Origin of the sequence: Chitinophaga eiseniae, from assembly GCF_900167135.1 — a bacterium.
Taxonomy (GTDB): Bacteria; Bacteroidota; Bacteroidia; order Chitinophagales; family Chitinophagaceae; genus Chitinophaga; species Chitinophaga eiseniae.
In genome coordinates this window covers 1,517,559-1,541,954 of sequence record NZ_FUWZ01000001.1, presented here as the reverse complement: position 1 = coordinate 1,541,954, position 24,396 = coordinate 1,517,559, and the positions used below count along the sequence as shown (strand labels likewise).

At 49.9% G+C, this 24,396-nt stretch carries 21 protein-coding genes; 9 read left to right on the top strand and 12 right to left on the bottom strand.

Translation table 11 applies throughout. The features are described 5' to 3' along the window. Positions 1–24 precede the first annotated feature (24 nt). From B5D63_RS06540 to B5D63_RS06525, 3 genes are all read left to right on the top strand, one after another. Positions 25–1,542, top strand: a complete 1,518-nt coding sequence (locus tag B5D63_RS06540) for an NAD(P)H-hydrate dehydratase (protein ID WP_078668564.1) — start codon at positions 25–27, stop codon at positions 1,540–1,542. Between the two features lie 297 nt (positions 1,543–1,839). Further along, positions 1,840–4,035, top strand: a complete 2,196-nt coding sequence (locus tag B5D63_RS06530; RefSeq protein ID WP_078667915.1) for a sodium-translocating pyrophosphatase — start codon at positions 1,840–1,842, stop codon at positions 4,033–4,035. 277 nt (positions 4,036–4,312) lie between these two features. After that, entirely contained in the window at positions 4,313–4,942 is a 630-nt protein-coding gene (locus B5D63_RS06525) for an NAD(P)-dependent oxidoreductase (protein WP_078667914.1), read from the top strand. A gap of 249 nt (positions 4,943–5,191) precedes the next feature. Here the strand turns inward: B5D63_RS06525 and B5D63_RS06520 are convergent, their stop codons facing one another. After that, positions 5,192–6,190 carry a helix-turn-helix transcriptional regulator gene (locus B5D63_RS06520; RefSeq protein ID WP_078667913.1) on the bottom strand — a complete coding sequence of 333 codons (999 nt, stop codon included), beginning with the start codon at positions 6,188–6,190 and terminating at the stop codon, positions 5,192–5,194. A 108-nt stretch (positions 6,191–6,298) separates the two neighbouring features. Here B5D63_RS06520 and B5D63_RS06515 point away from each other — a divergent pair, with 108 nt between their 5' ends. The 6 genes from B5D63_RS06515 to B5D63_RS06490 all read left to right on the top strand — a co-directional run bounded on the left by B5D63_RS06515 (position 6,299) and on the right by B5D63_RS06490 (position 13,689). After that, positions 6,299–6,511, top strand: a complete 213-nt coding sequence (locus tag B5D63_RS06515; protein ID WP_078667912.1) for a hypothetical protein — start codon at positions 6,299–6,301, stop codon at positions 6,509–6,511. Between the two features lie 219 nt (positions 6,512–6,730). Next, positions 6,731–9,112 carry a TonB-dependent receptor gene (locus tag B5D63_RS06510; protein ID WP_078667911.1) on the top strand — a complete coding sequence of 794 codons (2,382 nt, stop codon included), beginning with the start codon at positions 6,731–6,733 and terminating at the stop codon, positions 9,110–9,112. Between the two features lie 21 nt (positions 9,113–9,133). After that, a complete protein-coding gene (locus B5D63_RS06505; RefSeq protein ID WP_078667910.1) occupies positions 9,134–9,997 on the top strand; it encodes a DUF4249 domain-containing protein in 864 nt (287 codons plus the stop codon). Positions 9,998–10,103: 106 nt separating this feature from the next. Then, positions 10,104–10,961 (top strand): sterol desaturase family protein, encoded by an 858-nt coding sequence (locus B5D63_RS06500; RefSeq protein ID WP_078667909.1) that lies wholly within the window; start codon positions 10,104–10,106, stop codon positions 10,959–10,961. 130 nt (positions 10,962–11,091) lie between these two features. Next, on the top strand, positions 11,092–11,475 hold the full coding sequence (locus tag B5D63_RS06495; protein ID WP_235021471.1) for a BlaI/MecI/CopY family transcriptional regulator: 384 nt from the start codon (positions 11,092–11,094) through the stop codon (positions 11,473–11,475). A gap of 21 nt (positions 11,476–11,496) precedes the next feature. Next, the gene (locus tag B5D63_RS06490) at positions 11,497–13,689 is read left to right on the top strand and encodes a M56 family metallopeptidase (RefSeq protein WP_078667907.1); all 2,193 of its coding nucleotides are present in this window, start codon (positions 11,497–11,499) and stop codon (positions 13,687–13,689) included. Between the two features lie 302 nt (positions 13,690–13,991). On the opposite strand, the gene B5D63_RS06485 is transcribed toward B5D63_RS06490, so the two are convergent. The 11 genes from B5D63_RS06485 to B5D63_RS06435 form a co-directional block, all read right to left on the bottom strand. Beyond that, entirely contained in the window at positions 13,992–14,276 is a 285-nt protein-coding gene (locus tag B5D63_RS06485) for an acylphosphatase (RefSeq protein WP_078668563.1), read from the bottom strand. 343 nt (positions 14,277–14,619) lie between these two features. Then, positions 14,620–15,216 carry a 2'-5' RNA ligase family protein gene (locus B5D63_RS06480; RefSeq protein WP_078667906.1) on the bottom strand — a complete coding sequence of 199 codons (597 nt, stop codon included), beginning with the start codon at positions 15,214–15,216 and terminating at the stop codon, positions 14,620–14,622. Between the two features lie 185 nt (positions 15,217–15,401). Beyond that, complete coding sequence (gene tpiA, locus B5D63_RS06475) at positions 15,402–16,163, bottom strand: triose-phosphate isomerase (RefSeq protein ID WP_078667905.1); 762 nt, start codon at positions 16,161–16,163, stop codon at positions 15,402–15,404. Positions 16,164–16,181: 18 nt separating this feature from the next. After that, positions 16,182–17,363, bottom strand: coding sequence for a putative sugar nucleotidyl transferase (locus B5D63_RS06470; RefSeq protein ID WP_078667904.1), 1,182 nt, complete (start codon positions 17,361–17,363; stop codon positions 16,182–16,184). Between the two features lie 70 nt (positions 17,364–17,433). Beyond that, positions 17,434–17,685 carry a type B 50S ribosomal protein L31 gene (locus B5D63_RS06465; RefSeq protein WP_078667903.1) on the bottom strand — a complete coding sequence of 84 codons (252 nt, stop codon included), beginning with the start codon at positions 17,683–17,685 and terminating at the stop codon, positions 17,434–17,436. A 74-nt stretch (positions 17,686–17,759) separates the two neighbouring features. Next, complete coding sequence (locus B5D63_RS06460; RefSeq protein ID WP_078667902.1) at positions 17,760–18,251, bottom strand: YajQ family cyclic di-GMP-binding protein; 492 nt, start codon at positions 18,249–18,251, stop codon at positions 17,760–17,762. A 96-nt stretch (positions 18,252–18,347) separates the two neighbouring features. Next, positions 18,348–19,082 (bottom strand): head GIN domain-containing protein, encoded by a 735-nt coding sequence (locus B5D63_RS06455; RefSeq protein WP_078667901.1) that lies wholly within the window; start codon positions 19,080–19,082, stop codon positions 18,348–18,350. 72 nt (positions 19,083–19,154) lie between these two features. Further along, a complete protein-coding gene (locus B5D63_RS06450; protein WP_078667900.1) occupies positions 19,155–20,234 on the bottom strand; it encodes a hypothetical protein in 1,080 nt (359 codons plus the stop codon). Further along, positions 20,218–20,778 carry a cytochrome P450 family protein gene (locus tag B5D63_RS06445; RefSeq protein WP_078667899.1) on the bottom strand — a complete coding sequence of 187 codons (561 nt, stop codon included), beginning with the start codon at positions 20,776–20,778 and terminating at the stop codon, positions 20,218–20,220. The genes B5D63_RS06450 and B5D63_RS06445 overlap by 17 nt, the downstream gene beginning before the upstream one ends. Then, the gene (locus tag B5D63_RS06440) at positions 20,778–21,344 is read right to left on the bottom strand and encodes an RNA polymerase sigma factor (RefSeq protein WP_078667898.1); all 567 of its coding nucleotides are present in this window, start codon (positions 21,342–21,344) and stop codon (positions 20,778–20,780) included. The genes B5D63_RS06445 and B5D63_RS06440 overlap by 1 nt, the downstream gene beginning before the upstream one ends. Before the next feature lie 319 nt (positions 21,345–21,663). After that, positions 21,664–24,141, bottom strand: a complete 2,478-nt coding sequence (locus B5D63_RS06435; RefSeq protein WP_078667897.1) for an outer membrane beta-barrel family protein — start codon at positions 24,139–24,141, stop codon at positions 21,664–21,666. Positions 24,142–24,396: the final 255 nt, after the last annotated feature.

The window sequence follows — 24,396 nt, the reverse complement described above, 5'->3', positions numbered from 1 at the left end:
ACTTTTATTGTTCAACAGCAGGATATGAAAATCTTCACCGCTGCACAGATCCGGGAGGCGGACGCTTTTACCATCGCACAGGAGCCCGTGAGCAGTACCGACCTGATGGCGCGGGCTGCGGGCAGGTGTGCTGACTGGCTTTTGGACCGCTTTGCCCCTTCCCACCCCTTTTATATTTTCTGTGGCAAAGGCAATAACGGCGGCGACGGGCTGGTGATCGCACACCGGCTGCTGGAAGAAGGTTACCAGGTGACCGCCTGCCTGCTGGAATACGGCAACAGGGCCAGTGAAGACTATGTATATTACTACCGCCGGTTGCAGCAGCAATATGCCGGCCGTATCCGCGAAATAGCCGATGTTACCGGTTTTCCTGAGTTGCCCGCGACTGCCGTGATCGTGGACGCTATTTTTGGTACCGGGCTGAACAAACCCATTGAAGGCTGGCTGGCGGGTATCATCCACAAGATCAATGACCAGCACGGGCGTCATACGATTGTTGCCATTGATATGCCCTCCGGGCTGATGGCAGATGCCGGTTGCCGCAATACGCCCGTCGTACAGGCCCATTACACCCTGAGCTTCGAGTTTCATAAACTGGCATTTCTCCTGCCGGAAAACGCCTCGCTGGTGGGCGATGTACAGATACTTCCCATCGGGCTGTCCCCGGAATATATAACGCACACGCCTGCACGCTATCATCTGGCCGATAAGGAGATGATGCATACAATATACACGCCGCGGCCACCTTTTGCGCACAAGGGCACCTTTGGCCATGCCCTGCTGATTGCCGGCAGTCATGGTAAAATGGGCGCCGCCGTACTGAGCGCCAAAGCCTGTCTGCGCGCCGGCGCCGGCCTCCTGACGTGCCATGTCCCCCGCTGCGGGTATGATATTATGCAGATCAGCGAGCCCGCCGCGATGACTGTCACCGATGAGGTGCAGGACCATAGCGCGCATTTTCATGAACAGGCCGACGCCCGTTACAAAACTATCGGCATTGGGCCGGGACTGGGCACTGCGGCAGCTACCGCCCGGTCTTTCGAAAAACTGCTGAGCACCTATAAACGTCCGATGGTGATCGATGCAGACGCGCTGAATCTTCTTTCCGTATATCCGTCACTGTTATACCAGGTTCCCGCAGGTTCTATCCTCACGCCTCATCCCAAAGAATTTGAGCGGCTCTTCGGTCCCTCTGCCAATGATTTTGAGCGGCTGGAACTGTTGTCCAAACAGGCGGTACGGCTGCAGCTCTACATCCTGCTGAAAGGACGTTATACCGCTATTGCCTGTCCCGACGGCGCCGTATATTTTAACGCCACCGGCAATCCCGGTATGGCTACCGGCGGTAGCGGCGATGTGCTCACCGGTATTTTAACCGGCCTGCTGGCGCAGGACTATGCGCCCAAAGCGGCGGTACTGCTGGGCGCATGGCTGCATGGCTATGCCGGGGACCTGGCAGCTGCGCAGCTATCACAGGAAGCCATGACCGCAGGGGATATTGTTGCCTGCCTGGGAGCGGCCTTCAGGGAGTGTTTTTATTAAGGCGCCAACACCAATACCTCGCGCCGGCTCATTCCCCAACGAACCGCTCCCACCTGCTTTACTGCTCCGGCTTCCAGGCCCAATGCCATGCGCCCTTCCTGCAACCGAATGCACCTACCAGCGTGTTTTTTGTCCTTAAGAGGAGCCACCATACGCCCTTCTCTGTTATTTCTTACCTGCCTGCGGTAATTCCTTACCCCGAATTCGTAATTCAAAATTTTATTATCTATATTTATTGGATAACATTTATTCAATCAATACGCTATTTTTTCAACCGAGCAATTTAAATACGCTTCTATGAGTATCGTTTTCCTCGTTCCCTGTTTTGGATTACTGGCCTTGTTATTTACTGCAGTCCGCAGTTCCTGGGTTTCCCGCCAGGATGCGGGTAATGAAAAGATGAAAGAAATAGCGCAGCACATTGCGGAAGGCGCTATGGCATTTTTAAAAGCGGAGTATAAAGTACTGATATACTTTGTCATCATAGCTGCGCTGTTGTTGGGTTACATGGGAGCTTCCCATCATACTTCCCACTGGTCGATAGGCCTCGCCTTTATCATAGGCGCTGCTTTCTCTGCTACCGCCGGGTTCATCGGAATGAAAATAGCGACCAAAGCCAACGTGCGTACAGCACAGGCAGCCCGTACCAGTCTTGCCAAAGCGCTGGGCGTTTCCTTCACCGGCGGCTCCGTCATGGGTATGGGTGTTGCCGGTCTGGCTGTACTGGGACTCGGTTCCCTCTTCATTATTCTCAAGTCCTACTTCGGAGCGGCCGCCAATACAGCTGAAATGATCCGGACCATCGAAGTGCTGACCGGCTTCTCGCTGGGTGCTGAGAGCATCGCCCTTTTCGCCCGTGTAGGCGGCGGTATTTATACCAAAGCGGCCGACGTAGGCGCCGACCTGGTAGGTAAAGTGGAAGCAGGCATCCCCGAAGACGATCCGCGCAATCCCGCTACCATAGCAGACAACGTGGGTGACAACGTGGGTGACGTAGCTGGTATGGGCGCCGACCTTTTCGGTTCCTATGTGGCCACAGTACTGGCAACCATGGTACTGGGCTCTGAAACAACCTCCCAGGATATGTTTGGCGGCCTTGCCCCCATCCTGCTGCCGATGATGATTGCAGGTACCGGCATCATCTTTTCCATGATCGGTACTTTCTTCGTACGCATCAGCGACAGCGCCGGCCTCAATACCGGCGTGGTACAGAAAGCGCTGAATATGGGCAACTGGGGCTCTATTATCCTCACCGCCATCGCTTCCTGGTTCCTCGTGAGCTGGATACTGCCTGAAGGTCCGATGGTGCTGCGTGGCCATGAGTTCACCAAAACACAGGTATTTGGTTCCATCGTGGTGGGCCTGGTAGTAGGCACCCTGATGAGCATCATCACAGAATATTATACCGCCATGGGCAAACGTCCGGTACGTTCCATCATCCGCCAGTCAGCCACCGGCGCTGCCACCAACATCATCGGCGGCCTGTCTGTAGGCATGGAATCCACGGCACTGCCCATCCTGGTGCTGGCACTGGGCATCTACGGCTCCTACGCTTTCGCCGGCCTGTATGGCGTTGCGATCGCTGCGGCTGGCATGATGGCCACCACCGCCATGCAGCTGGCGATCGACGCTTTCGGTCCTATCGCTGACAACGCCGGCGGTATCGCAGAAATGAGCGAACTGCCGAAAGACGTACGTGAAAAAACCGATATCCTCGATGCCGTTGGTAACACGACTGCTGCTACCGGTAAAGGATTTGCCATCGCTTCCGCTGCTCTCACCGCCCTGGCGCTGTTTGCAGCATTTGTTGGAGTAGCTGGCATCCAGGGCATCGATATCTATAAAGCCGATGTACTGGCAGGTCTCTTTGTAGGTGGCATGATCCCGTTCATCTTCTCCTCGCTGGCCATCGCCGCGGTAGGTCGCGCTGCCATGGCCATGGTGGAAGAAGTACGCCGCCAGTTCCGTGAAATACCCGGTATCATGGAAGGCACCGGTAAACCGGAATACGATAAATGCGTAGCTATCTCCACACAAGCTTCTATCCGTGAAATGATCCTGCCAGGTGCTATCGCCCTGATCTCCCCGCTGCTCATCGGCTTTATCGCCGGTCCTGAAGTACTGGGCGGCTTCCTCGCCGGTGCCACCGTCAGCGGTGTACTGATGGGTATCTTCCAGAACAACGCCGGCGGCGCCTGGGACAATGCTAAAAAATCCTTCGAGAAAGGCGTGGAAATCAACGGCGAAACCTTCTACAAAAAATCAGAACCACATAAAGCCTCTGTAACAGGCGATACCGTTGGTGATCCGTTTAAAGACACCTCCGGCCCTTCTATGAACATCCTTATCAAATTGATGTCCATCGTTTCACTGGTAATTGCGCCTACCCTGTCTGAAAAATTCCATACCAGGGAAGAAGTGCCACCGGTAGTCAAAGAAAAAACCATGACGCCACCTGCCGCTAAAACCCGGCAGGTATACGTACTGAAATAACTACCCGGCTGATGTACGCCCCCGCGGACGTTCACCAGCCTCCTGGCGGACAATAACGACGAAATAGATGGCTGATATTAAATAATTAATTGATAACCAGCACCTTACCATCTACAGAGTCCATATTGTCCGCCATTTTTTAAAAAATTACTGTAATTATTTTTGTTACAGTAAAAAGTCCCGTACATTTGCCCTACAAAACTGTAACAAAAAATAAAACAGTTAAACAATCGGTCAACACTGGCTGTAATTATATCACTACAAAAACGCATTCAACATGAAAGTAGCTATCATCGGCGCATCAGGATTCATTGGCAGCGCCCTTTTAAACGAAGCATTGAACAGAGGTCATGAAGTAACCGCCATTGTTCGCAACCCGGAAAAAATACAGGTTAAAAACGATCATCTGACCGTAAAGAAAGGCGACGTGACCAACGAAGCGGAAGTAGCGTCCCTTGTTGCGGGCAACGACGCTGTCATCAGCGCTTACAGCGCCCATGATACTGCGACCTATGTAAAAGCGATCCGCGCCATCATCGGTGGATTGAAACAGGCCGGTATTAAACGGCTGATTGCCGTGAGCGGCGCCGGCAGCCTGGAAGTGGCACCCGGCGTAGAACTGCTGGACACCCCCGAATTTCCGGCTGCATGGAAAGAAGGCGCCAGTGCTACCCGCGAAGCATATAAAGTCATCAAACAGGATAAAGATCTCCAGTGGACCGTATTAAGTCCCGCTGCCATGATCGCACCCGGCGAACGTACCGGCAAATTCCGCCTCGGTGGCGACCAGCTGCTCCTCGACGCCAACAACGAAAGTAAAATCTCCACCGCCGACTACGCCATCGCCCTTATCGACGAACTGGAAAAACCGGCGCATATCCGGCAACGGTTTACCGTCGCCTACTAAACCGGCACTGTGCTGGCCATGATGATCACTGATTTTACTGATTCACGAAGACCAAAACGAATAAACCGTCGTAATAAAAGCGGATCGGAAAATAGCTGGCTACATTAAGTCAACTAAGTTTACACCCATGCAAATAAGAGGACAGCCCGCCGAATATCGGCGGGCTGTCCTCTTATTATTATATTATGTCATATTATATTTATAAAGCTAATCTTCGTGAATCAGCGGAATCAGCGATCATCATGGCCATCACAGTTCCAGTTTGGAAGGCGCTACGCCATACTTCTTCTTAAACGCACTGCTGAAATGCTGTGGTGAAGAGTAGCCGGCATCATCGGCGATTTCCGCGAGGGTTTTACCGCCTGCCAGTATCAGTTCGCGCGCCATACCCAGGCGATGGTCATTGAAATAACCGAAAACAGTATTATCGAAAACGGTCTTAAAACCGGACTTCAGTTTGAATTCATTGAGGCCGCTGAGCCGGGAGAGTTCCGCCAGCGTTGGTGGTTCCTGCAGGTTCTGCAACAGCAGGTAGCGGGCGTGTTGCAACTGTTCCAGTTCACGGGTGCTGATATTATGGATCACCGCCCCATGACCGAAGTCATTTTCCACCTGGTCGCACTGCAGTGCGAGCAATTCCAGCACTTTTGATTGCAGGAACAGCTTTTTCAGTCCCCCTTTGAACTGGCACTGCCGTATTTCCGCCAATATCGTTTTCATACGGGGCGTGATACGCGGATTTATTTTTTCTGCGAGCGCCACGCTTTTGTTATTGGCTACGCGGTCGGCCATTTTACCAAGTGTCTGCCCGTTGCTGTCGGCCAGCTCCAGGAAACGTTCCGGGGTAAAACTCATCCCCAGCACCTGGATGCCATCCTGTTTTCTCAGTTCAGCCGTCTCCTCCCGGTAGGGAGAGTACATGATATTGTGTTCGAGCGATGAAAACCGGTGCGGCGCCCGTTGTCCGTATATGCGGGCGCGTACATCACCCTGTTCCATAAACAGCATGGAAACATGGGGCATGATATCGTCCGACGCCACCGTCAGGGTTTCGTACACTTCCGCCGTGCAGATGATCAGGTGAATACCGTCAAACCGGCACTCCTGTATATTATAAGCACCGAAGTCGAGCCGCTGCTCTTTTCGCTCCTCTACGATGTTCCGGGTAGCATTCAACTCTTCCGGCGAAAAAGGAAAACCTTCCTGCAGCAATACTTCGTTAAGTCCATTTTTGATTACTACAGCCATAAAATAATCCGTTTCGTATAAGTTTTTATCCTTTTCGTGTAACAGCTATACGGATAAACAGTAGCAAATTTGCACAAATATATTCCGCAAAATTCAAATCTAAACGTCATGATTGGAATATTCCGTACAAATATTAACACTGTTAAGGATAAAGACAACGTAGTTGACGCCATTTCTTCCAGCTTTAGCGTAAATGCCTGCAGCGTGGACATTGAAGACTGTGACAAGGTTTTAAGAGTGATCAGCCCTCAGCAACTGGCGGAAAGAACGATTATCGAATTTGTGAACCGGCTCGGGTTCCATTGTGACATCCTTGATTGATTTATTGCCCTCAGAACCAGTCCTGTAGCGAATATTGAGATTGGAGCAAGCCCCTGGCTTCAGCCTCAATATTCTTTTTCACTTTTCCGCTTTATCTTCGCCCCCTATTATTAATCAAAAAAATAATCTGAATCCCGATAGGGGTACAGATTCCCCACCACGTCTTATTAGCAACGTCACAAAAACAGGAACGTCATTTAAAATCGAGATTTACCTATTATGAAAACTTTGGTCACCATGTTGATGACTTTGCTGGTCTTAGCACTGGCAATGGGTCCGACACGCGCACAACAGCAACGATATACCGTTAGCGGTTATGTAAAAGACAAACAGAACGGGGAAAGTTTGGTGGGAATTTCCATCGGTAAACCCGGTACCGCTGTGGGTACGGTTACCAACCAATACGGTTTCTTTTCCCTTACACTCCCTGCCGGGGAGCATGAGCTGCAGTTTTCATATATGGGATATGCGCCCGTTAAAACAACTGTCAGCCTCTATAGCAATAAAACACTGGACATCCGCCTGGAAAGTAGCAGCAGCCAACTGAATGAAGTCACCGTTAACGGCCAGAAGCAGGAAAGGGCAGTCAATACGCTCAATACCAGCATCAATCGCCTGGACATCGCCCAGATGAAAAAAATGCCCGCTTTCATGGGAGAAGTAGATGTATTGCGTTCTATCCAGACCCTCCCCGGCGTAACGACCGTAGGTGAAGGCTCGTCCGGCTTCAATGTACGCGGCGGCAACAGCGATGAAAACCTCATCCTGCTCGACGAAGCCCCGGTATACAACTCCAGCCACATGCTCGGTTTCTTCTCCGTCTTCAATCCGGATGCGGTGAAAAGCCTGAACCTCATCAAAGGCGGCTTTCCCGCCGAGTATGGCGGCCGCACCTCTTCTGTATTGGATATCCGCATGAAAGACGGCAATAACCAGAACTTTAATATCAACGGCGGTATCGGCAACATCTTCAGCCGCCTGTCTGTTGAAGGCCCGCTGGTAAAAGACAGGTCCTCTTTTATCGTGGCAGCCAGAAGATCATATATCGATATCCTCATGAAACCCTTTGTAAAAGGCGACATGAAGGATACCAAACTGAATTTCTATGACCTGACCGCCAAAGCCAACTACAAATTCGATAAAAACAATACCCTCTTCCTCAGCGGCTACTTCGGCAGAGACAAGTTCGGGCTGGGTAAAGACGTGGACATGAACTGGGGCAACGCCACCGCCACCCTGCGCTGGAACCATGTGTTTACCAACCGCCTTTTCATGAACCTCACCACCTACTACTCCAAATACGATTACAGCCTCAATTTCAGCAACGGTTCCAAAAAACAACAGGACGAACAGCTGCAGGGCTATAAATGGACGTCCAACATTATCAACTACGGTCTGAAACCATCTTTCACCTACTACCTGAACACCAATAACATTCTGCATTTCGGCGTACAGGGCATCTACTACACTTTCCGTCCTGGTACCGGTATCGGCACGGAAGGCGAGAAAGAGCGGGTGAAAGAGCTGACTGATAAACATGCGCTGGAATCTGCCGTATACATCGACCACGAGTGGAAACCCAGCAAAAAATTCGGTATCCAGTACGGTGGCCGCCTGTCAGCCTACCAGCTGCTGGGTAAAGGAACCGCCTACTATTTCAACGATACCACGCCCGGCATCCGCAGAACACTCGTTGGCAGCAAAGAATACGGCGCCAATGAACTGATCAAGGGATATTACTACTTTGAACCACGCCTCAGCGCGCGTTACGCGTTCAACGACCAGAACGCCGTGAAAGTAGCTTACAGCCGGACAACACAGTTCATGCACCAGCTGTCCAACACAGCGTCTCCCACACCGCTCGATATCTGGACCCCCAGCACCAACAACATCGAACCCAGCCTGTCTGACCAGTATACCATCGGTTACTTTTACAATTCTCCGAACGACTCCTACGAGTTTTCCGCAGAGGCTTTCTACAAAACCACCGATCATCAACTGGATTATATCGACAATGCCAACCTGCAGCTGAACCAGCTGATCGAGGCAGACCTGCTCCCCTCTCAGACCCGCGCTTACGGTCTCGAGCTGTATGCTAAAAAAGATATCGGCAGAACCACCGGCTGGATCAGCTATACGCTGTCCCGTTCCGAAAGGAAAACACCAGGTATCAGCCTCAACGAATGGTTCCTGAACCGCTACGACCGTACGCACAACATTAACCTTGTGCTCACACATACCTTTACCAAAAGGACTTCCCTGTCTGCCAACTGGGTATATGCTTCCGGTACGCCCGGCACCTATGCCGACAACAGGCTGCAGTTCCAGGACTGGGACATCCCATACAACAGCACAGAAAAAAGGAACAACTACCGCCTGCCGGCATTCCACCGGCTGGACCTCTCCTTCACCCTTAAGGGCAAACAGCTGAAACGCTGGAAAGGAGAATGGGTGTTTTCACTGTACAACGTATATGCCCGCAGAAACGCCTACAGTATTTACTTCAAGCAGAATGAAGATGATCCGAACAAACGGGAAGCCGTTCGCCTGTCGATTATCGGCTCCATCATTCCGGGTATCACGTACAACTTCAAATTTTAATCTGTCTAAAAAAGAAATTACATGAAAAAACTGTCATTATTCATCATATCAGCGTTTGCAGCGCTTACTGCCTGCGAGGATAAAATAGATCTGGATGTGGCCCCGGGTAAATCCTATCCTGTGCTCGACGCCTGGATCACCAATGAGGCAGGCCCGCAGACGATCAAGTTTACCATGTCGGTGCCTTTTACGAACAATAATCCGGCGCCCATTATCGACGATGCCACCATCATCCTGTACGATCTGACCAACGGCAAATCATACCCGTTCGCGTTTAAACAGAACGCTTACAGTTACGACGCCACCAACAGTCCGATCGGCATTGTAGGCCATGCGTACAAACTGCATGTTAAGTACAAAGGAGAGATCTTTGAAGCGTACGATACCATTAAGAGGGTCCCCCCGGTTGATTCCATCACCCTGAAATTCAAGACCAAGGAAGAATCTCTTTCAGGAAAGGAAGGTTATTACGCCACCATGCACGCCAAAGACATTGAAGGCGGTGCGGTAGACTACTACTGGATCCGCTCTTACCGCACCGACACCACCCGTCGCCTGGAGGATGCTTTCTCCATAGACGGTTCCTATGATGAAGGCGTATCTGATGGCGCCACCTTTATCCTGCCTATCGCAGAAAGCATCACCGATTACGACAAACCGTTCCAGCAGAACGAAAAAGTGATCGTTAAGCTGCGGTCTCTCACCCGCCGCAGTCATGATTTCCTGACGCAGGTAGACAACCAGGTGAATGCCGGCGGACTGTTTGCCAAGGTACTTGAAAACGTAAAATCGAACGTGGATAATACCACTCCTTCCGGGCAGACCAGGATCCTGGGCTGGTTTGGCACCTCTGCTGTCGGCAGGGCGGAAAAACTGGTAAAATAAGAGATACAACAGGCTTTATTTGGCTATTCAGGCATGGGGTGATTTAAAGACGATCAAAAAATCGTAAATTAAATAACCAAATACCTGGATAGCCAAATTTCTTTTTATGCCTCCTAACCTGATCATGTACGCCATTCCCGGCTTTGTGCTGTTGATACTGCTGGAAATTATCATTACCACGATAGACCACCGCAACCTCTACGAACCCAAAGATGCCCTCAGCAGCATTGCCATGGGGCTGGGCAATGTTTTCATCGGCCTGTTTACCAAGGGCGTTATCCTCGGCATTTATCTCTTTGTTTATCAATACCGGCTCTTTACGCTCGGGTTTACCTGGTGGGCCTGGGTATTGTGTTTTTTTGCTGATGACTTCAGCTATTACTGGTTCCACCGCAGCAGCCATACCGTCCGCTTTTTCTGGGCTTCCCACGTTATTCACCACTCTTCCCAAAAATATACGCTGGCAACGGCACTGCGTCAAACCTGGACCGGCAACCTTACCGGCACCTTCCTGTTCTGGCTATGGATGCCCCTTGCCGGATTTCATCCTGTGATGGTGTTGAGCATGCAGGCCATCAGCCTGATCTACCAGTTCTGGATACATACCGAGGTGATCAACAAACTACCGCGGCCGGTCGAGTTTATCTTCAATACCCCCTCCCATCACCGCGTGCATCATGGCTCCGATCTGGACTACCTGGACCGCAACCATGGCGGGATGCTTATTATCTGGGACCGCCTGTTCGGCACGTTCACCCCGGAAAAGCAGCGGCCGGTATACGGTCTCACCAAAAATATCCATACCTATAATCCCTTCCGTATTGCCACCCACGAATGGCTGGACATCTGGCACGACCTACGGCGGGCCCGCTCCCTGCGCGAAGCCTGGCACTACCTGCTGGACGCCCCCGGATGGAGCCCCGACGGCAGCCGGCAGACCACCAAACAGTTAAGGGGCCGCTAAACCGCTCATCCGCTTTTTATCAGGTTTATCAATTTTCCGGATAATTAATTTTGCATTTACGAAAACAATCGTACATTAGCTACGAAGATATTCGTACAATAATAATCATCCTTGATAAAACATCGTGACTGTGAAACAAATAAAGCCAACAGAAAGTGAATTGGAAATACTGAGCATCCTTTGGGAGAAAGGCCCCTGCACCGTACGGGAGGTGCATGATATTCTCTCTGCCACAAAAGATGCCGGTTACACCACCACACTGAAGCTGATGCAGATCATGCATGACAAGGAGTTGCTGGAGCGTGACACCAGCAGTAAAACACATGTGTATAAAGCGGCTGTTTCGCAGGAAAAAACCCGGCAGCAGCTGTTAAATAAAATGATAGACACTGTATTCGGCGGATCGGCCAGCAGCCTGGTGATGCAGGCGCTGGGACAGCACCGCTCCTCCGATGCGGAACTGGAAAAAATCAGGGAATATTTGGCGGAAATAGAAAAACAACAAAAGCGATAAAACGGTAAAACAGCTACTACTATGAACTTATTACCTATCACCGGCGATTTGGTACGTGCGCTTGGCTGGAGCATACTGCATGCCTTATGGCAAGCTTTTTTCGTATATGCCTGCCTGAGGGTAGTGCTGAAGCTATGGCCCATGGCTAGTGCCCGTATTAAGTACAACCTGTCGTTTTTCGCGCTTTCCGGCATATTTGCCTGGTTCCTCATTACTTTTTACCAGCAGTGGCAAACCATTTCGGCAGCCCAACAGCTGCTGGTACAATATGTCCCTGCCGATGCTGCGGATCTGCCTGCCCAGGCGGCACCACCGGTGGCGACCTATACCGGCCAGCTGCAAATGGTAACGCTGTTTCCCAGCCTGGAACAATGTTTTCCGGTACTGGTCACTTTATACCTCATCGGTATGTTGCTCATGACCATCAAACTCTCTTCCGACCTGGTGCAGCTGCATCATATCCGTACCAGCATGGTGGAGCCGATGGGAGAAGTCTGGGAAAAACACCTGCAGCGGCTGATGGGCAGACTGAAGTTATCCCGTCCGGTGAAGCTGCTGGTTTCCCGTTATATCCACGTACCGGTTATGCTGGGATTCCTGAAACCCGTGATCCTGCTACCCGTCGCCATGGTCAACAACCTGTCGGAAGAACAGCTGGAAGCCATCCTGCTGCACGAGCTGGCACACGTAAAACGCAATGATTATCTGTTAAATATCTTCCAATCAATCGTTGAAACCATTCTCTTCTTCAATCCTTTCGTCTGGCTGATTTCCCGTATTATCCGCCAGGAAAGGGAACACTGTTGCGACGACCTCGTCATTGCAGGCACCGTCCAACCCCTGCATTACGCCAAAGCACTGATGGCGTTGGAAACGTACCGGTTAACTTCCAACCCGCTGGCCATGGCTGCTGCAGACGATAAACAACATCTGTTTCACCGCATCAAAAGAATCATGGAGATGAAAACAAAACATCTTAACTATAGTCAGAAATTATTGGCAGTCCTCATCATCGCTACAGCCCTGGTATCTATTGCCTGGCTCAATCCCGCCAGGGGCAAAGACGCCGGCAAGAAACTGCCGGAAACCGCTGTGGCTGCCGACACCAGCATCCCGGCGATGCCGATGCCCCCCTCTCCTCCCGCTCCTCCCACGCCACCACCAACAACACAGGAAATACCGCCTACCCCACCGGCTGTAGATGAGATTCCGGAGGCTCCCGAACCACCGCCTTCAGCGCCGGAGGCTCCTGTGCCTCCGATCCCGGCCAACATACAAACACCACAAAATGTGATCGTGATGAACGGCAAGGGACAAATGATCTACCCTACAGCACCAATGGCGCCCATGCCTCCTATGGCACCGATGGCTCCTATGGCCCCCTGGGACAGCGTTCCAAAAGGCCAGGCCCGCCAGTCTGAAGCCACTGTCAGGAAACAACTGCAGTTGGCACAGCAAAGCGTGGAAAAAGCCATGCAACAGCTGAAAGAAGTAGATGTAAAAAAGATCCAGGCAGACGCAAAGGCAGCAGTAGACCAGGTAGACTGGAAAGCGATCGCCCAGGAAGCACAGGCAGCGCAGGAAGCGGCCAGAGAAGCACTGAAAAGCATCGACTGGTCACAGATGCAACAAGACATAAAAAACAGCATGAACTTCCAGTTCGACTTTGATAATGAAGCCTGGAAAAAGAACAGCAAAAACTTCCGGAAACAAAGTGAAAAATTCCGGAAGGAATGGGACGCTAACCGGAAAAAAATGGAAGCTGACAGGGCGCGTCAATTGAAAGACATGAGCCGTATGCGCGACCAGTCCGTCGCCGCCAACAGGCAAAAGCTGTACGCCATGCGCGATTCCTCCCTGTCCCGTCAAAGACAACGGCAAGAACACATGGATGAGCAACGGGAACACATGTTCCGTCAGACAGAAGAAGCCCGCCATGAAGCGGACAAAGCCCGCAGAAACGCAGAAATCGCCCGGGAGAAAGCCAATACCACTTCGCAGAAATACCGCGAAATGATCGATAAAATGGCAGCAGATAAACTGATAGACAATCAACAGTCCTTTACCATTGAAAAGAATGCCAATGGCCTGTTCATCAATGGTGTTAAACAATCCGACAGTGTTGCGGAAAAATACGGCGCCTACCTGAAAAACAAACGGACTTACATCCGGCAGGCAGAACCCGGCAATCTGAACATCAATATCGAAGATTAGTCCTTCTTTACAAAAGCCCAACGATCGTTCTTCATCATAGAAAAAGCGCAAAGAATGATACGGCTGGAGTTGCATCAGCGGCCCGTCGTATTCTTTGCGCTTTTCTTTATTTCAGGACTACCGCACAATAGGGAAAGCGGTAGTCCGGGCATAGGAAAGGAACACCAGAACCTGTTATCTAACCAGGTTTATATAGAAGGATAGCAACTATAATGCTATGTATCGATGTGTTCAGTAGATCAGGATTGAACGGGAATGGCGCCAGGATCAGGAGTAACTGAAAAAATCAACCGACGCGGCCGTTAATGAAGAATAGTAAAGCCGGACACCTGCTGCACCGGCCCCCCACTGATCTCCATTTCCGTTACTTTAGCCATGGCCGGGCCTTTTCTGCACCATGAGAGGAACTGCTCCATCACCGGTTCTTCCGCTTCTGCCAGAATCCACACGGCTTTGTCCGGCATGTTTTTGATCTGTCCCTGCACTCCCAGTAAATCTGCTATGTGTTTCGCATTAGCCCGGTAACCCACTCCCTGCACGCGGCCTCTCACGACGATCTCTTTGTGTATGATTGATTTGGTTGTCATAATGATGTCCATGGTTATCTCAAAAGTGTCTGAATCAGGATGAATACGGACAATACGATCCATTGGCCATATAGGTGGCTGGTCAAACGAATGTAACGATTAATTCCGGGGCGCTGAAATAGACATGCCATGACAGCCGCCACACCTTGAAGGAAAGACTGAGAATGGTTAACTTGAGGGAAACAAACTACAGATGAAAACTGAAGAAACAGGGGTCACAAAATAATAGCCTGCAAGCCTTACCACTGCGGGCATTCATGATACAGTCCGTTCAATTTCCATCCAATGCATCTCCAATCCGGCTCTTCCCGATTCAGACAATGATTTATAAAAGTTTGCACTGCTAAGCAGCATAATTGAACAAAGACCCTGTCATGTGTTCAATATCCCCAAATACGATATCCCGCACCCGTTGATATTTGCCACCTGTTACCGGCCGCTTCAGCAGGGTAAAACAATGGCAGTTAAAACTCCGCACAAATAACCGTTGCGTTAATGCCGGCAATACTTTGCCTACCGCCACCTCATCGAGCCCGCGCGCGATCGTCATACCCGGCTTAAATGTTTGCGGTTTGAGATCAAAACACTGCATGATGCTCTTGTGCAACTCCACCAGTGGCTTCGGATTGGCCACATTCACACAGATACTCTGCCGGCCGTCTGTATGCCTTACCGCCTCCAGCCGCGACGTGTAAATCGCAAAACCGGACTGGCGCTTGGCTACTTCTTCCACCATGTCTATAAAGTCATTTTCAAAACGCGCCGGAAACTCGGACCTGAATAAGGGAATGTACACCGGTGAGGTAATGCTCGCAGCATCTTCAAGGGATGTTGCGATAAACTGCCGTATACGGTTTACATCTTTCGCTACCACAACATCCGGATTCACTACCAGCAAATAATCAAATAACGCTTCCGAAGTTTCATAATTCGTATTCATAACCTGATATTTTAACACTGACTGTTAGAATGACAATACGAATATACAACCTTTTTTTGGAAATACTAATTTTTTTAGCATTTTATACTAAAAAAATACGCAGTTTATTATCAAAACACCACTAGACAAAGCAGGGACAAGCCTTTCAGCCCATCCCTGTTCGTTTTTTATTTTGCTAAAAAATACTAACCCAAATGCTGGATAATGGCCACGAAATCACTCGCCACGAGGGAAGCGCCGCCAATCAGGCCGCCGTCCACATCGGGATTGGAAAACAGTTCCGCCGCATTGCCGGGTTTGGCGCTGCCACCGTAGAGAATAGTCAGGTGCAGCGCTGCTTCACGACCAAATTTGTTAGCGATCTGTGAACGGATGAAAGCGTGCATGTCCTGCGCCTGCGCTGCACTGGCGGTCAGCCCGGTGCCGATAGCCCAGATCGGCTCATAGGCGATCACCACGTTTTTCAGTTGTTCTTCGGTCAGGTGGAACAGGCTTTCCTCGAGTTGTTTGGCCACAAATGCATTCTGCGTTTCCGCCTGACGCACTTCCAGTGGCTCACCGCAACAGAAAATCGGCTTGATGCCGGCTGCCAGCGCCAGGTCAATTTTCTTTGCCAGTATCGCGTTGCTTTCCTGGAAGTATTCCCTTCTTTCAGAGTGACCGATGATCACGTAATCCACGCCTACTGACTGCAGCATCTCAGCGGACACTTCGCCGGTATAAGCGCCGGATTTCTCGCTGGCGCAGTTCTGTGCTGCTACGAAAAAGCCGGGATAGTTTTTCAGCAGGGACTTCGCCTTGGTCAGATACGGGAAAGGTGTTGCCACCACTACTTCCTGTCCTTCCGCCAGTTTCAGGCCGGCCTGCAGAATGTCGTTGATCAGTTGCTCGCCTTGTGCCAGCGTGAGGTTCATCTTCCAGTTACCTGCAACAATTTTTTTTCTCATGTACTGTGATATTAAGTTTTATGGTCGTTGTGTGTTTGTTTCCCTGAAAACGGCTTCCAATATCCTCCTGTCGGCGTCTTCGAGCTGCCGCCCTTTAAAGCCCATCCAGGCGGCGGCATCCCTCAGCGCTTCAGGGAGCCGGTAAGCGGCCGTTCCCACCTGGTGCCCCCATGTAAAGGAAGGCAGGAAAACAGGTGGAAATCCGGCGCCGAAAATATTACAGGACACGCCTACTACCGTTCCGGTATTCATCATGGTATTGATAGCGCAACGGCTGTAGTCGCCCATCATCACACCACACTTCTGCCCTGCCGGCTCCGCGCTTTGTTTGGATTCCATCCACACTTTCACCACCCCCGCGTTGTTTTTCACATTGGAACAGGTTGTATTGCCGCCCAGGTTGCACCACTCGCCAATCACGGCGTCACCTACATATCCGTCATGTGATTTATTGGAATAGCCGAAAAATACGCTGTTTTTAATTTCTCCGCCACCGATGCAGTAAGGTCCCAGGGTAGTCGCCCCATATACCTTAGCCCCCATTTTCAGGACGGCTCCTTCTCCCATCGCCAGCGGTCCTCTGACCATACTCCCTTCCATCACCAGGGCATTCCGGCCAATGTAGATCGGACCAGTAGCAGCGTTGAGTATGCTGCTGTATACCTGGGCGCCCGGTTCCAGGAACACCTGCTCCGGGTTGGATACCTGGATGCCTTCCGGCAGCGGCGCGGAGGTGCGCCCTTTGGTCAGCATGACAAAATCTTCCCGGATGGCCCGGTCATTCTGCAAAAAAATATCCCAGGGCCTGAAAATGCCCGTCACTGGGCCTGTATAACTTTTTCGGCTGGCAGCGGGCAACAGGTGTACTTCCTTCCCCTGCGCCACCTTCGCTACCAGGTGATTGTCCTTGTATAATTCCTCCTCCGGGCGTAAGGCCATAATAGCCGCCACCAGTTCCGCATCAGGCAGAATATGCCCGCTGATCAGCACATTTACGGTAGTGTCCTCTCCACGGCGCAACGGAAATTTCTCCTGCAAATGCGGCACGGTATAGTGACTGACACCAGTCCCCAACCAATGCTCCCACTTCTCCTGGATGGTGAGAATACCAACTCTGCAGGCGGCAACGGGTCTTGTATGCGTAAAAGGGTATAATAAGTCGCGTTCGGGCGTGTCAAAAAGAATGTAGTGACGCTCCATAGGGGCTAAAAATAAAAAATCCCATCGATAAGCCGATGGGATTCTTTGTAAAAATATTGTTGCAAACGAACTATGCTTTTTTAGCGTAGCGTTTGTTGAATTTGTCGATACGTCCTGCGGTATCCACCAACACATTCTTACCAGTATAGAAAGGGTGAGATGTATTGGAAATTTCCAACTTAATCAACGGATACTCATTGCCATCTTCCCATTTTACGCTTTCTTTGGAAGGAGCAGTGGAACGGCTTAAAAAGCTGTGTCCGTTTGACATATCTTTAAATACCACAAATCTGTAATTTTCCGGATGGATTCCCTGTTTCATATCAAATATTATTGTAAATACAGGGTGCAAAGGTAACCAAATTTCTTTAACACCCAAAGTTTATTGTAAAAAAATCAGGATTTCATATTAATATACTGTAAAGGTATACTCAGATTAGCCTCCCGGCATTTCTGTATAACATCCTGTAAATCATCTATTTTTTTGCCGGTTACGCGCACAATGTCGTCCATTATGGCGGCTTGTACCTTTAATCCGGAGTCTTTGATCAGTTTCACGATCTTCTTGGCATCTTCCTGTTTGATGCCATTCCGGATCGGCACTTCCTTTTTATATACTTTCCCACTCTGATAAGGCTCCTTGCTCTGGTCGTAAATGGTGGCTTCCAGCCCCTGACGCATGGAACGTGAAATCAGCACGTCCAGTACCTGCCCCAGCTTCATATCACTATCTACTTCTATGTTCAGCACCAGTTCTTTCTTGTTCAGTTCTATTACCACATGTGAACCTTTGAAATCAAACCGGTTGGTGATCTCCTTTTTCACAGTGTTAACCGCATTATCCAGCGTCTGTAAATCTACTTTGCTAACAATATCAAAGGACGGCATATCTTAATTTTTTTATCTTGGAACGGCAAATATAAAAAAGAAAAAGCAGGTAGTGAACTACCTGCCCGACATATATAAATCTAAATCTAAAAAAAATTAAATTTGACGCACGTTGCCCATACCGGAAACGGACTGGCTAACGGCGGGATTGCCTTTGTATCTTACCTTGCCCACACCGGACACGCTCACGTTCAGTTTTTTCGCCACGGCCACTTTCGCTTCACCACTACCGGAGATACCAATTTCAGCCTCATCGGTCTGGAAATCCAGGGCATCGATATTAGCGGCGCCGGAAGCCCGGTAAGCTACCTTTTCACAGTTTCCCTTCAGGTCCACACGGCTGGCGCCGGACATGCCCACTTCCAGGTTCCTCGCGCTCAGGTCCAGGTCAGCATGGGTAGCGCCACTGAAAACCAGCTTCAGGTCGTCTGATTTGATACGTCCTTTACCGGTATAGCTGCAGGCGCCGCTGGCAGACAGTTTTTTTACCTGCTGTACGGTCACATGCACAATGATCTTTTGGGTGGGATCGATATTCACCCCTTTACGGGTATACACTTCCAGCTCACCACCGGAGATCCTTGTTTCTATATAGGGTAACAGGTTTTCCTCTGCATCGATCGAGATACTGTTGGTGCCGCCCTGTTGCAGTTCTATATGGTACACGCCGCCGGTAGAGATCTTGTCAAAGTTGCCGGCAGTCCGGGTTTCAGATTTCATTTGGCCGTTTCCCCTTACCCGTTCCGTACGGATACCGGTAAAAGAAACCAACGCTACACAAAGGGCTACCAACAAGGTGGCTGGTGCTACATACTTAAAGATTGTTTTCATGTGGATTTTTTTAGAAACGATTTATAATCAGGTTTTAGAATGGTTTTTTTCGTCGTGAATACAGTAATATGATCAGTAGCCGGTCACATTGGCATCTGCGTTGGTGCCTCTGATTCTGATGACGGGTGAACCCTCGCCACCACCACCGGCCTGTGCTTTGTAAATCTGGGTGGAAGATGTTTTATTCGAATTCACATTTTTCAGTTCAAGGCCACTGGTGCTCAGCCCGCCGTTGACCATCACGAAATCCAGTCGCAGCGGTAGTTTACGCGGCAGATTCAGTTTCAGGTCGGAGAAAGTCAGCACCAGGTCAGCTCCTTTGAAACCGGGCAGCACTTTTGTGATGTTCAGGTCTCCATAGGTGATCTTCATGTTGATATTTTCCACCAGGTCACCGATGTTGGTGTCGGAAAAAGTCACATGACCATTCACCCTGTCTACCCGCTGAATTTTATAGTTGTCGTAGTTGGCAGCGATCTTCAGCGTTCCCAGGTTGGTAATGGTATAGTTGCTGTAGTTGGAACTTACTTCCAGCTGGCCCAACTGCTCTGCTTTCAGGTCGGAGTAGTTTCCCTTTATCACCACGCTGTTGGCTTTGCCGATACGCCCTTTATCGCAGTAGTTCACCCGCAGCTGCAGATCTTCAGCGTCGCGGATATCGTAAGCGCAGTAATTGAGCACCAGTTCTGCAGGGAACTTCAGCCGGTCTGCTATCACATCCCCGAAGTGGTTCTCTACCTTCAGGCGGGAGAGGCTTTCGGGGATATACACGTCATAGTCTATGTTAACATAGTCCTTGGAATCCTTCTTGTTGCCCCAGGAAAACCAGGAGCCGGATTGGGCGGCGGTATATACGGTATTGAGGCTCAGGTTGGCACCGTTCTGGACGGCATCGATGCTAACGCTTTCTGCGATCCCCTGTGCTTCCTGATCATTATTACCGAAACCGGTAATCGTGATAACCGCCTTGACTTCATTTTTATTCCAGGCATGGAATACCACCTTGCCGTATTTGTTGCTCAGGCTGAAAGCCGTGCCGGCGCTAACGGTGAATTCCTTGTTGATGGTTTTTTTATACGTTACGCCGCCTTTGGTGGCAAAAGTGAACAGTGGCAATACAAGGCACAGCAGTAAATTAAATTTCAGCTTCATATTGTTTTTTTGTGTGAGTGGGGGGAGTTGCGTGCTTATCTTGCAACTCTTCGAGGATTTTGTCAAGCAGCTCCAGTTTAAGCTGATAATAACGAATCATGGCACCCCGGATTCTCTGGTTGCCCGGATTGTTTTTCAGCTCATTCTCCAGTGTTTTATAGGTATCGTTACGTAACTGCAATTCTTGTCGTGCTGCGCTGTCAAGCCCCAGCTCATTGGCGGGATAAGCGTTGATGAGTTCCAGCTTTTCGTTGATGCGGTTGGTATAATACACTTTGGCCTCCTGTATTTCCGGTATCACCACGGCCAGGTCCTGCTGCTGATGCTGTTTATGTTTCGCGATATAAAACAGTACGGCGGCGTTGACCAACAGCACTGCGATCACGGCAGCTTTAAACCAGTTTCTGCCCATCATCGACACTATTCTGCCTTTACGGCTTCCCTCCAACTCTCTCTCCAACGCGTCCCACACTTTGGGTGAGGGTCCGGGCTCCTCAAATGCGTCCCGGTGCTGTTGGATAAAACTTTCGAAATTTTCCGGCATTAACGAATGAGATTTTGCTGTTTTACAATTTGTCTTACTTTCTCTTTCGCCCGCATGTACTGGGTTTTTACGGTAGATTCCGTAATACCCATCATGTCGGCGATCTCACGGTGAGAGTAGTCTTCGAACAGATAGAGGTTCAGTACGGTTCGGTATCCCTGCGGCAGTCCGTGTATGGCTGATTTGACAGCGGACACGGTCCAGGTGAAGGAATCCTCGTCTATACCTGCTTCTTCTGCTACTTCCACCTCTTCCACTTCTTCAAAGTACACTTTTTTCTTTCTGAGATTGTTCAGGCAGTGGTTGACCACTATCCTTTTAATCCATGCTGTCACACTCGCTTCGCGCTCCAGCTTGCCGATGTTACGGTGTACCTGTATGAAGGCTTCCTGTAAGGTATCCTCCGCATCACTAACGTTATTGGTCATACGCAGACAGATGTTGTACATGGCAGCGGCATAAGCATTATACAGTTCGCGAAATGCGCGAACATCCCCTCTTTTGCAGCGGTCTATTACATTCCCGTCTATTGGCGTCTGATTCAAGTTGTTTGCTGATGCTTTCATTATAAAGACAATGATTGTAAAAAAGGTTGCATGTGGTAAGGCCTTTCTTTATGGATTTTCTACGACTGACACTCAGGGCCTGGGGAAGAAATACACGTAATTATCTAATTATAAATATTTTATATAGATGTATACCTGTAATTTCTTCTTAAAAATTTTTTTATAAAATTACCGGGAAGCGTGCTTTTCCTGTTTAAAAATCCACCAAACCCTGCTTTTTTGTGACGAAACGCTGATTTTCTGGTAAAGTGGTAGAAAACGCAGCCCTGACGAAAAGGGCCGCGTTTTTCCATCCTTATATATACCTAAAAAACCATCTTTAGTTCCCTCCCTGTTTAACACGGTTTTGTTCTGCTTCCAGGCCGGTCTGACGGTTACGGGCGGCTTTTACATTGGTGTTGCCGAAGCGGTAGTTGAACGAAAGTCGTACCTGCCGGGCATCGTTTCTGCTATAGAGTGCGGTGGTCCTGCCGGCGTTGTCAAAGGAACCACGGAAATACTGGGTATTGAAAACGTCTGTCACGTTCAGTTTCAGCGTTCCTTTTCCCTTCAGCACTTTCTGTTGTACACCGAGGTCCAGGGAGCACATGGACTTCATTCGGAACAGCCCTTCTTCTGCTACCTGCGGTGACACATAAAAGAAAGTGGCTTCGGCAGTGGTGTTTTTTGCAAGGGTGAAAGTCTGTTGCGTACGGCCAAAGAAGCCGGCAGAAGAAAGTTTCACATTGTTTTTGTCCACCACCGTTTCGTACATATTATATAGGACAGACACTGTTGTGAAAGAGCTCCACCACCTGGTGATCGGCATCGGTACAGATATGTTCAGGTTAAAGTTGTCGGCCTTGGCCACGTTCTGGTACCTGTAACGCACGGCAGAAGTGTCTCCGCTGGCCCGGTCTACTGCTGCTTCCAGTATCTGCGTCATCATGTCTTTGGTATGCGTGTATCCCAGTGAGGTGATGAGGAACTCTTTGAAGGTATGCGTGATTTCAAAGTTGTTGGAGAACTGTGGCCTCAGGCCGGGGTTACCGGCAGCCTTGGTATAACGATCCAGGTAATACTCGAACGGATTCAGTTCTTCGTAATCCGGACGCTGAACGCGGCGGCTGTACGTCAGGCCCAGCGTGTTGTTTTTATTCAGTTGGTAAGTCAGTGCAGCACTGGGGAACAGGTTGAAGTAGCTGGAATCGTTCTTCACCACTTTCTCCTGCTGGTTTTGGGTAGATGTTGAATTACCACTGATACTGGTTTGTTCACCACGCAGCCCTACCTGTACATGCAGTTTTTTAAACTGTTTGCTGAAATTCACATAGGCTGCATTGACGTTCTCTTTATAAATAAAGTGGTTGGAACGGTTCTCATCCATGATCCAGTGGCCAAGGCGCAGCGAATCGAAGCGGGCGTCGTTATCGGTGGTCACGAAGCTGGTTTTCAGACCGGCTTCCAGTTTTGCGCCTCCTTTCAGCGGATGCACATAATCAATTTTCGCCGTTTTAATTTCTATGCGGGAAGGCTGGTTGTTACGGGAAGTATCGCTGCCCAGCAACGCTTTGTCAGCGCCATCGCGGGTAATGGCGAAGATGGAAGACGCCTGTTCGTTCGTATTGCGGGCATAATCCACGTCAATGTTCAGCTCTTTGCCGGTAGAATCGAGGATACCACGGTAGTTGAGGTTGTAGGCGCCCCGCTGCCATCTTCCGTTATCCGTTGTATGCGTACGCAGGATAGAATCGATGAGGGAACCATTTCCTATTTTGGTAGTAGCATTGCTGGGACTTTGGCGGTCGCGGCGTGCCAGGTCGGCCATTACGCCGATGGTGTGATTTTTAGCGATGAAATAATCCATCCCCAGTTTCACCGCCTGGTAGTCTGACTTACGTTCAGAGATATTGCGCTGGTCAAATACCTGGTAGCGGCCTTCGTTGGTCATGGTGCGATATACGCCCAGGTCCTGCTGTTGTTCCCGGTGATTGTAGTTATAGGAACCGAAAAGGTTTACTTTTTCATTGCGGTGGTTCAGGTTGATCCCGCCGTTGGCGCGGCCTCTGATACCCTGGGAAACGCCCAGGTTCACGCTTCCGTTGGTACCATAGTTTTTATTCTTTTTCAGTTTCAGGTTGATGATACCGGCATTACCGGCGGCATCGTATTTGGCGGAAGGATTGGCAATCAGTTCTATCTGTTCCACGTTGGAAGCGGGCATGCTTTTCAGCAGCTCTGTCACTTCCTGTGAGGACATATTGGTAGGTTTACCATCAATCATAATGATCACACCACCTTTGCCTTTCATGGAGATGTTACCGTCCTTGTCCACGTTGATGGTGGGGGATTTCTCCAATACCTCCATGGCGTTGCCGCCTGCGGCGGTGATGCTGCTTTCCACGTTCACCACCATTTTATCGGCTTTCTGTTCTACGAAAGGTTTGCGGGCGGTTACATCGACTGCTTTCAGGCTTTTGGAAGCGGCTTCCATGGTCAGGGCGGGAACCGCCGCACCGCCGGCACCTACCTCAAACGGTTTGCTGTAGGCTTTGTTCATCCCTACGGCTGCTGCCGCGATCAGGTATTTACCTTGTTTTATTTGTTCGAATTCATATTTACCATTGATATCTGCGATCGCTCCTTTTACAAGAGAAGAGTCCCCGGCTTTTAAGAGTGTTACGGTGGCGAACTCCACTGGTTGCTCACCTGCCCGGATGACTTTGCCGGCCACTTTGGGCCCGTTTTGTGCCTGGGAAGTTAACACAGCGCTTATCATTCCCGCTGTTAATGCAAACGCTTTAAAAATTGATTTCATATAAGGGCGGATTTAGAATTTTTCTGGTTTTTTAGATTAGATCGTTCCCGGTTACTGCTCAGTTGGTTTGCTGATTTTCCATTCTTAGAGAACCTTGGTTAATATACTACAGTGGTTTGTCAACTACAGTAGCTTATCAACTACATTGTAAAAGTAGGTATCATGCAATACATAGTACCTAATTGTTACACAAACGGTCAATAACCAGGGATGAGCGGTAATAAGTAAACCGGAACAATAAGAAGACGACCTAAA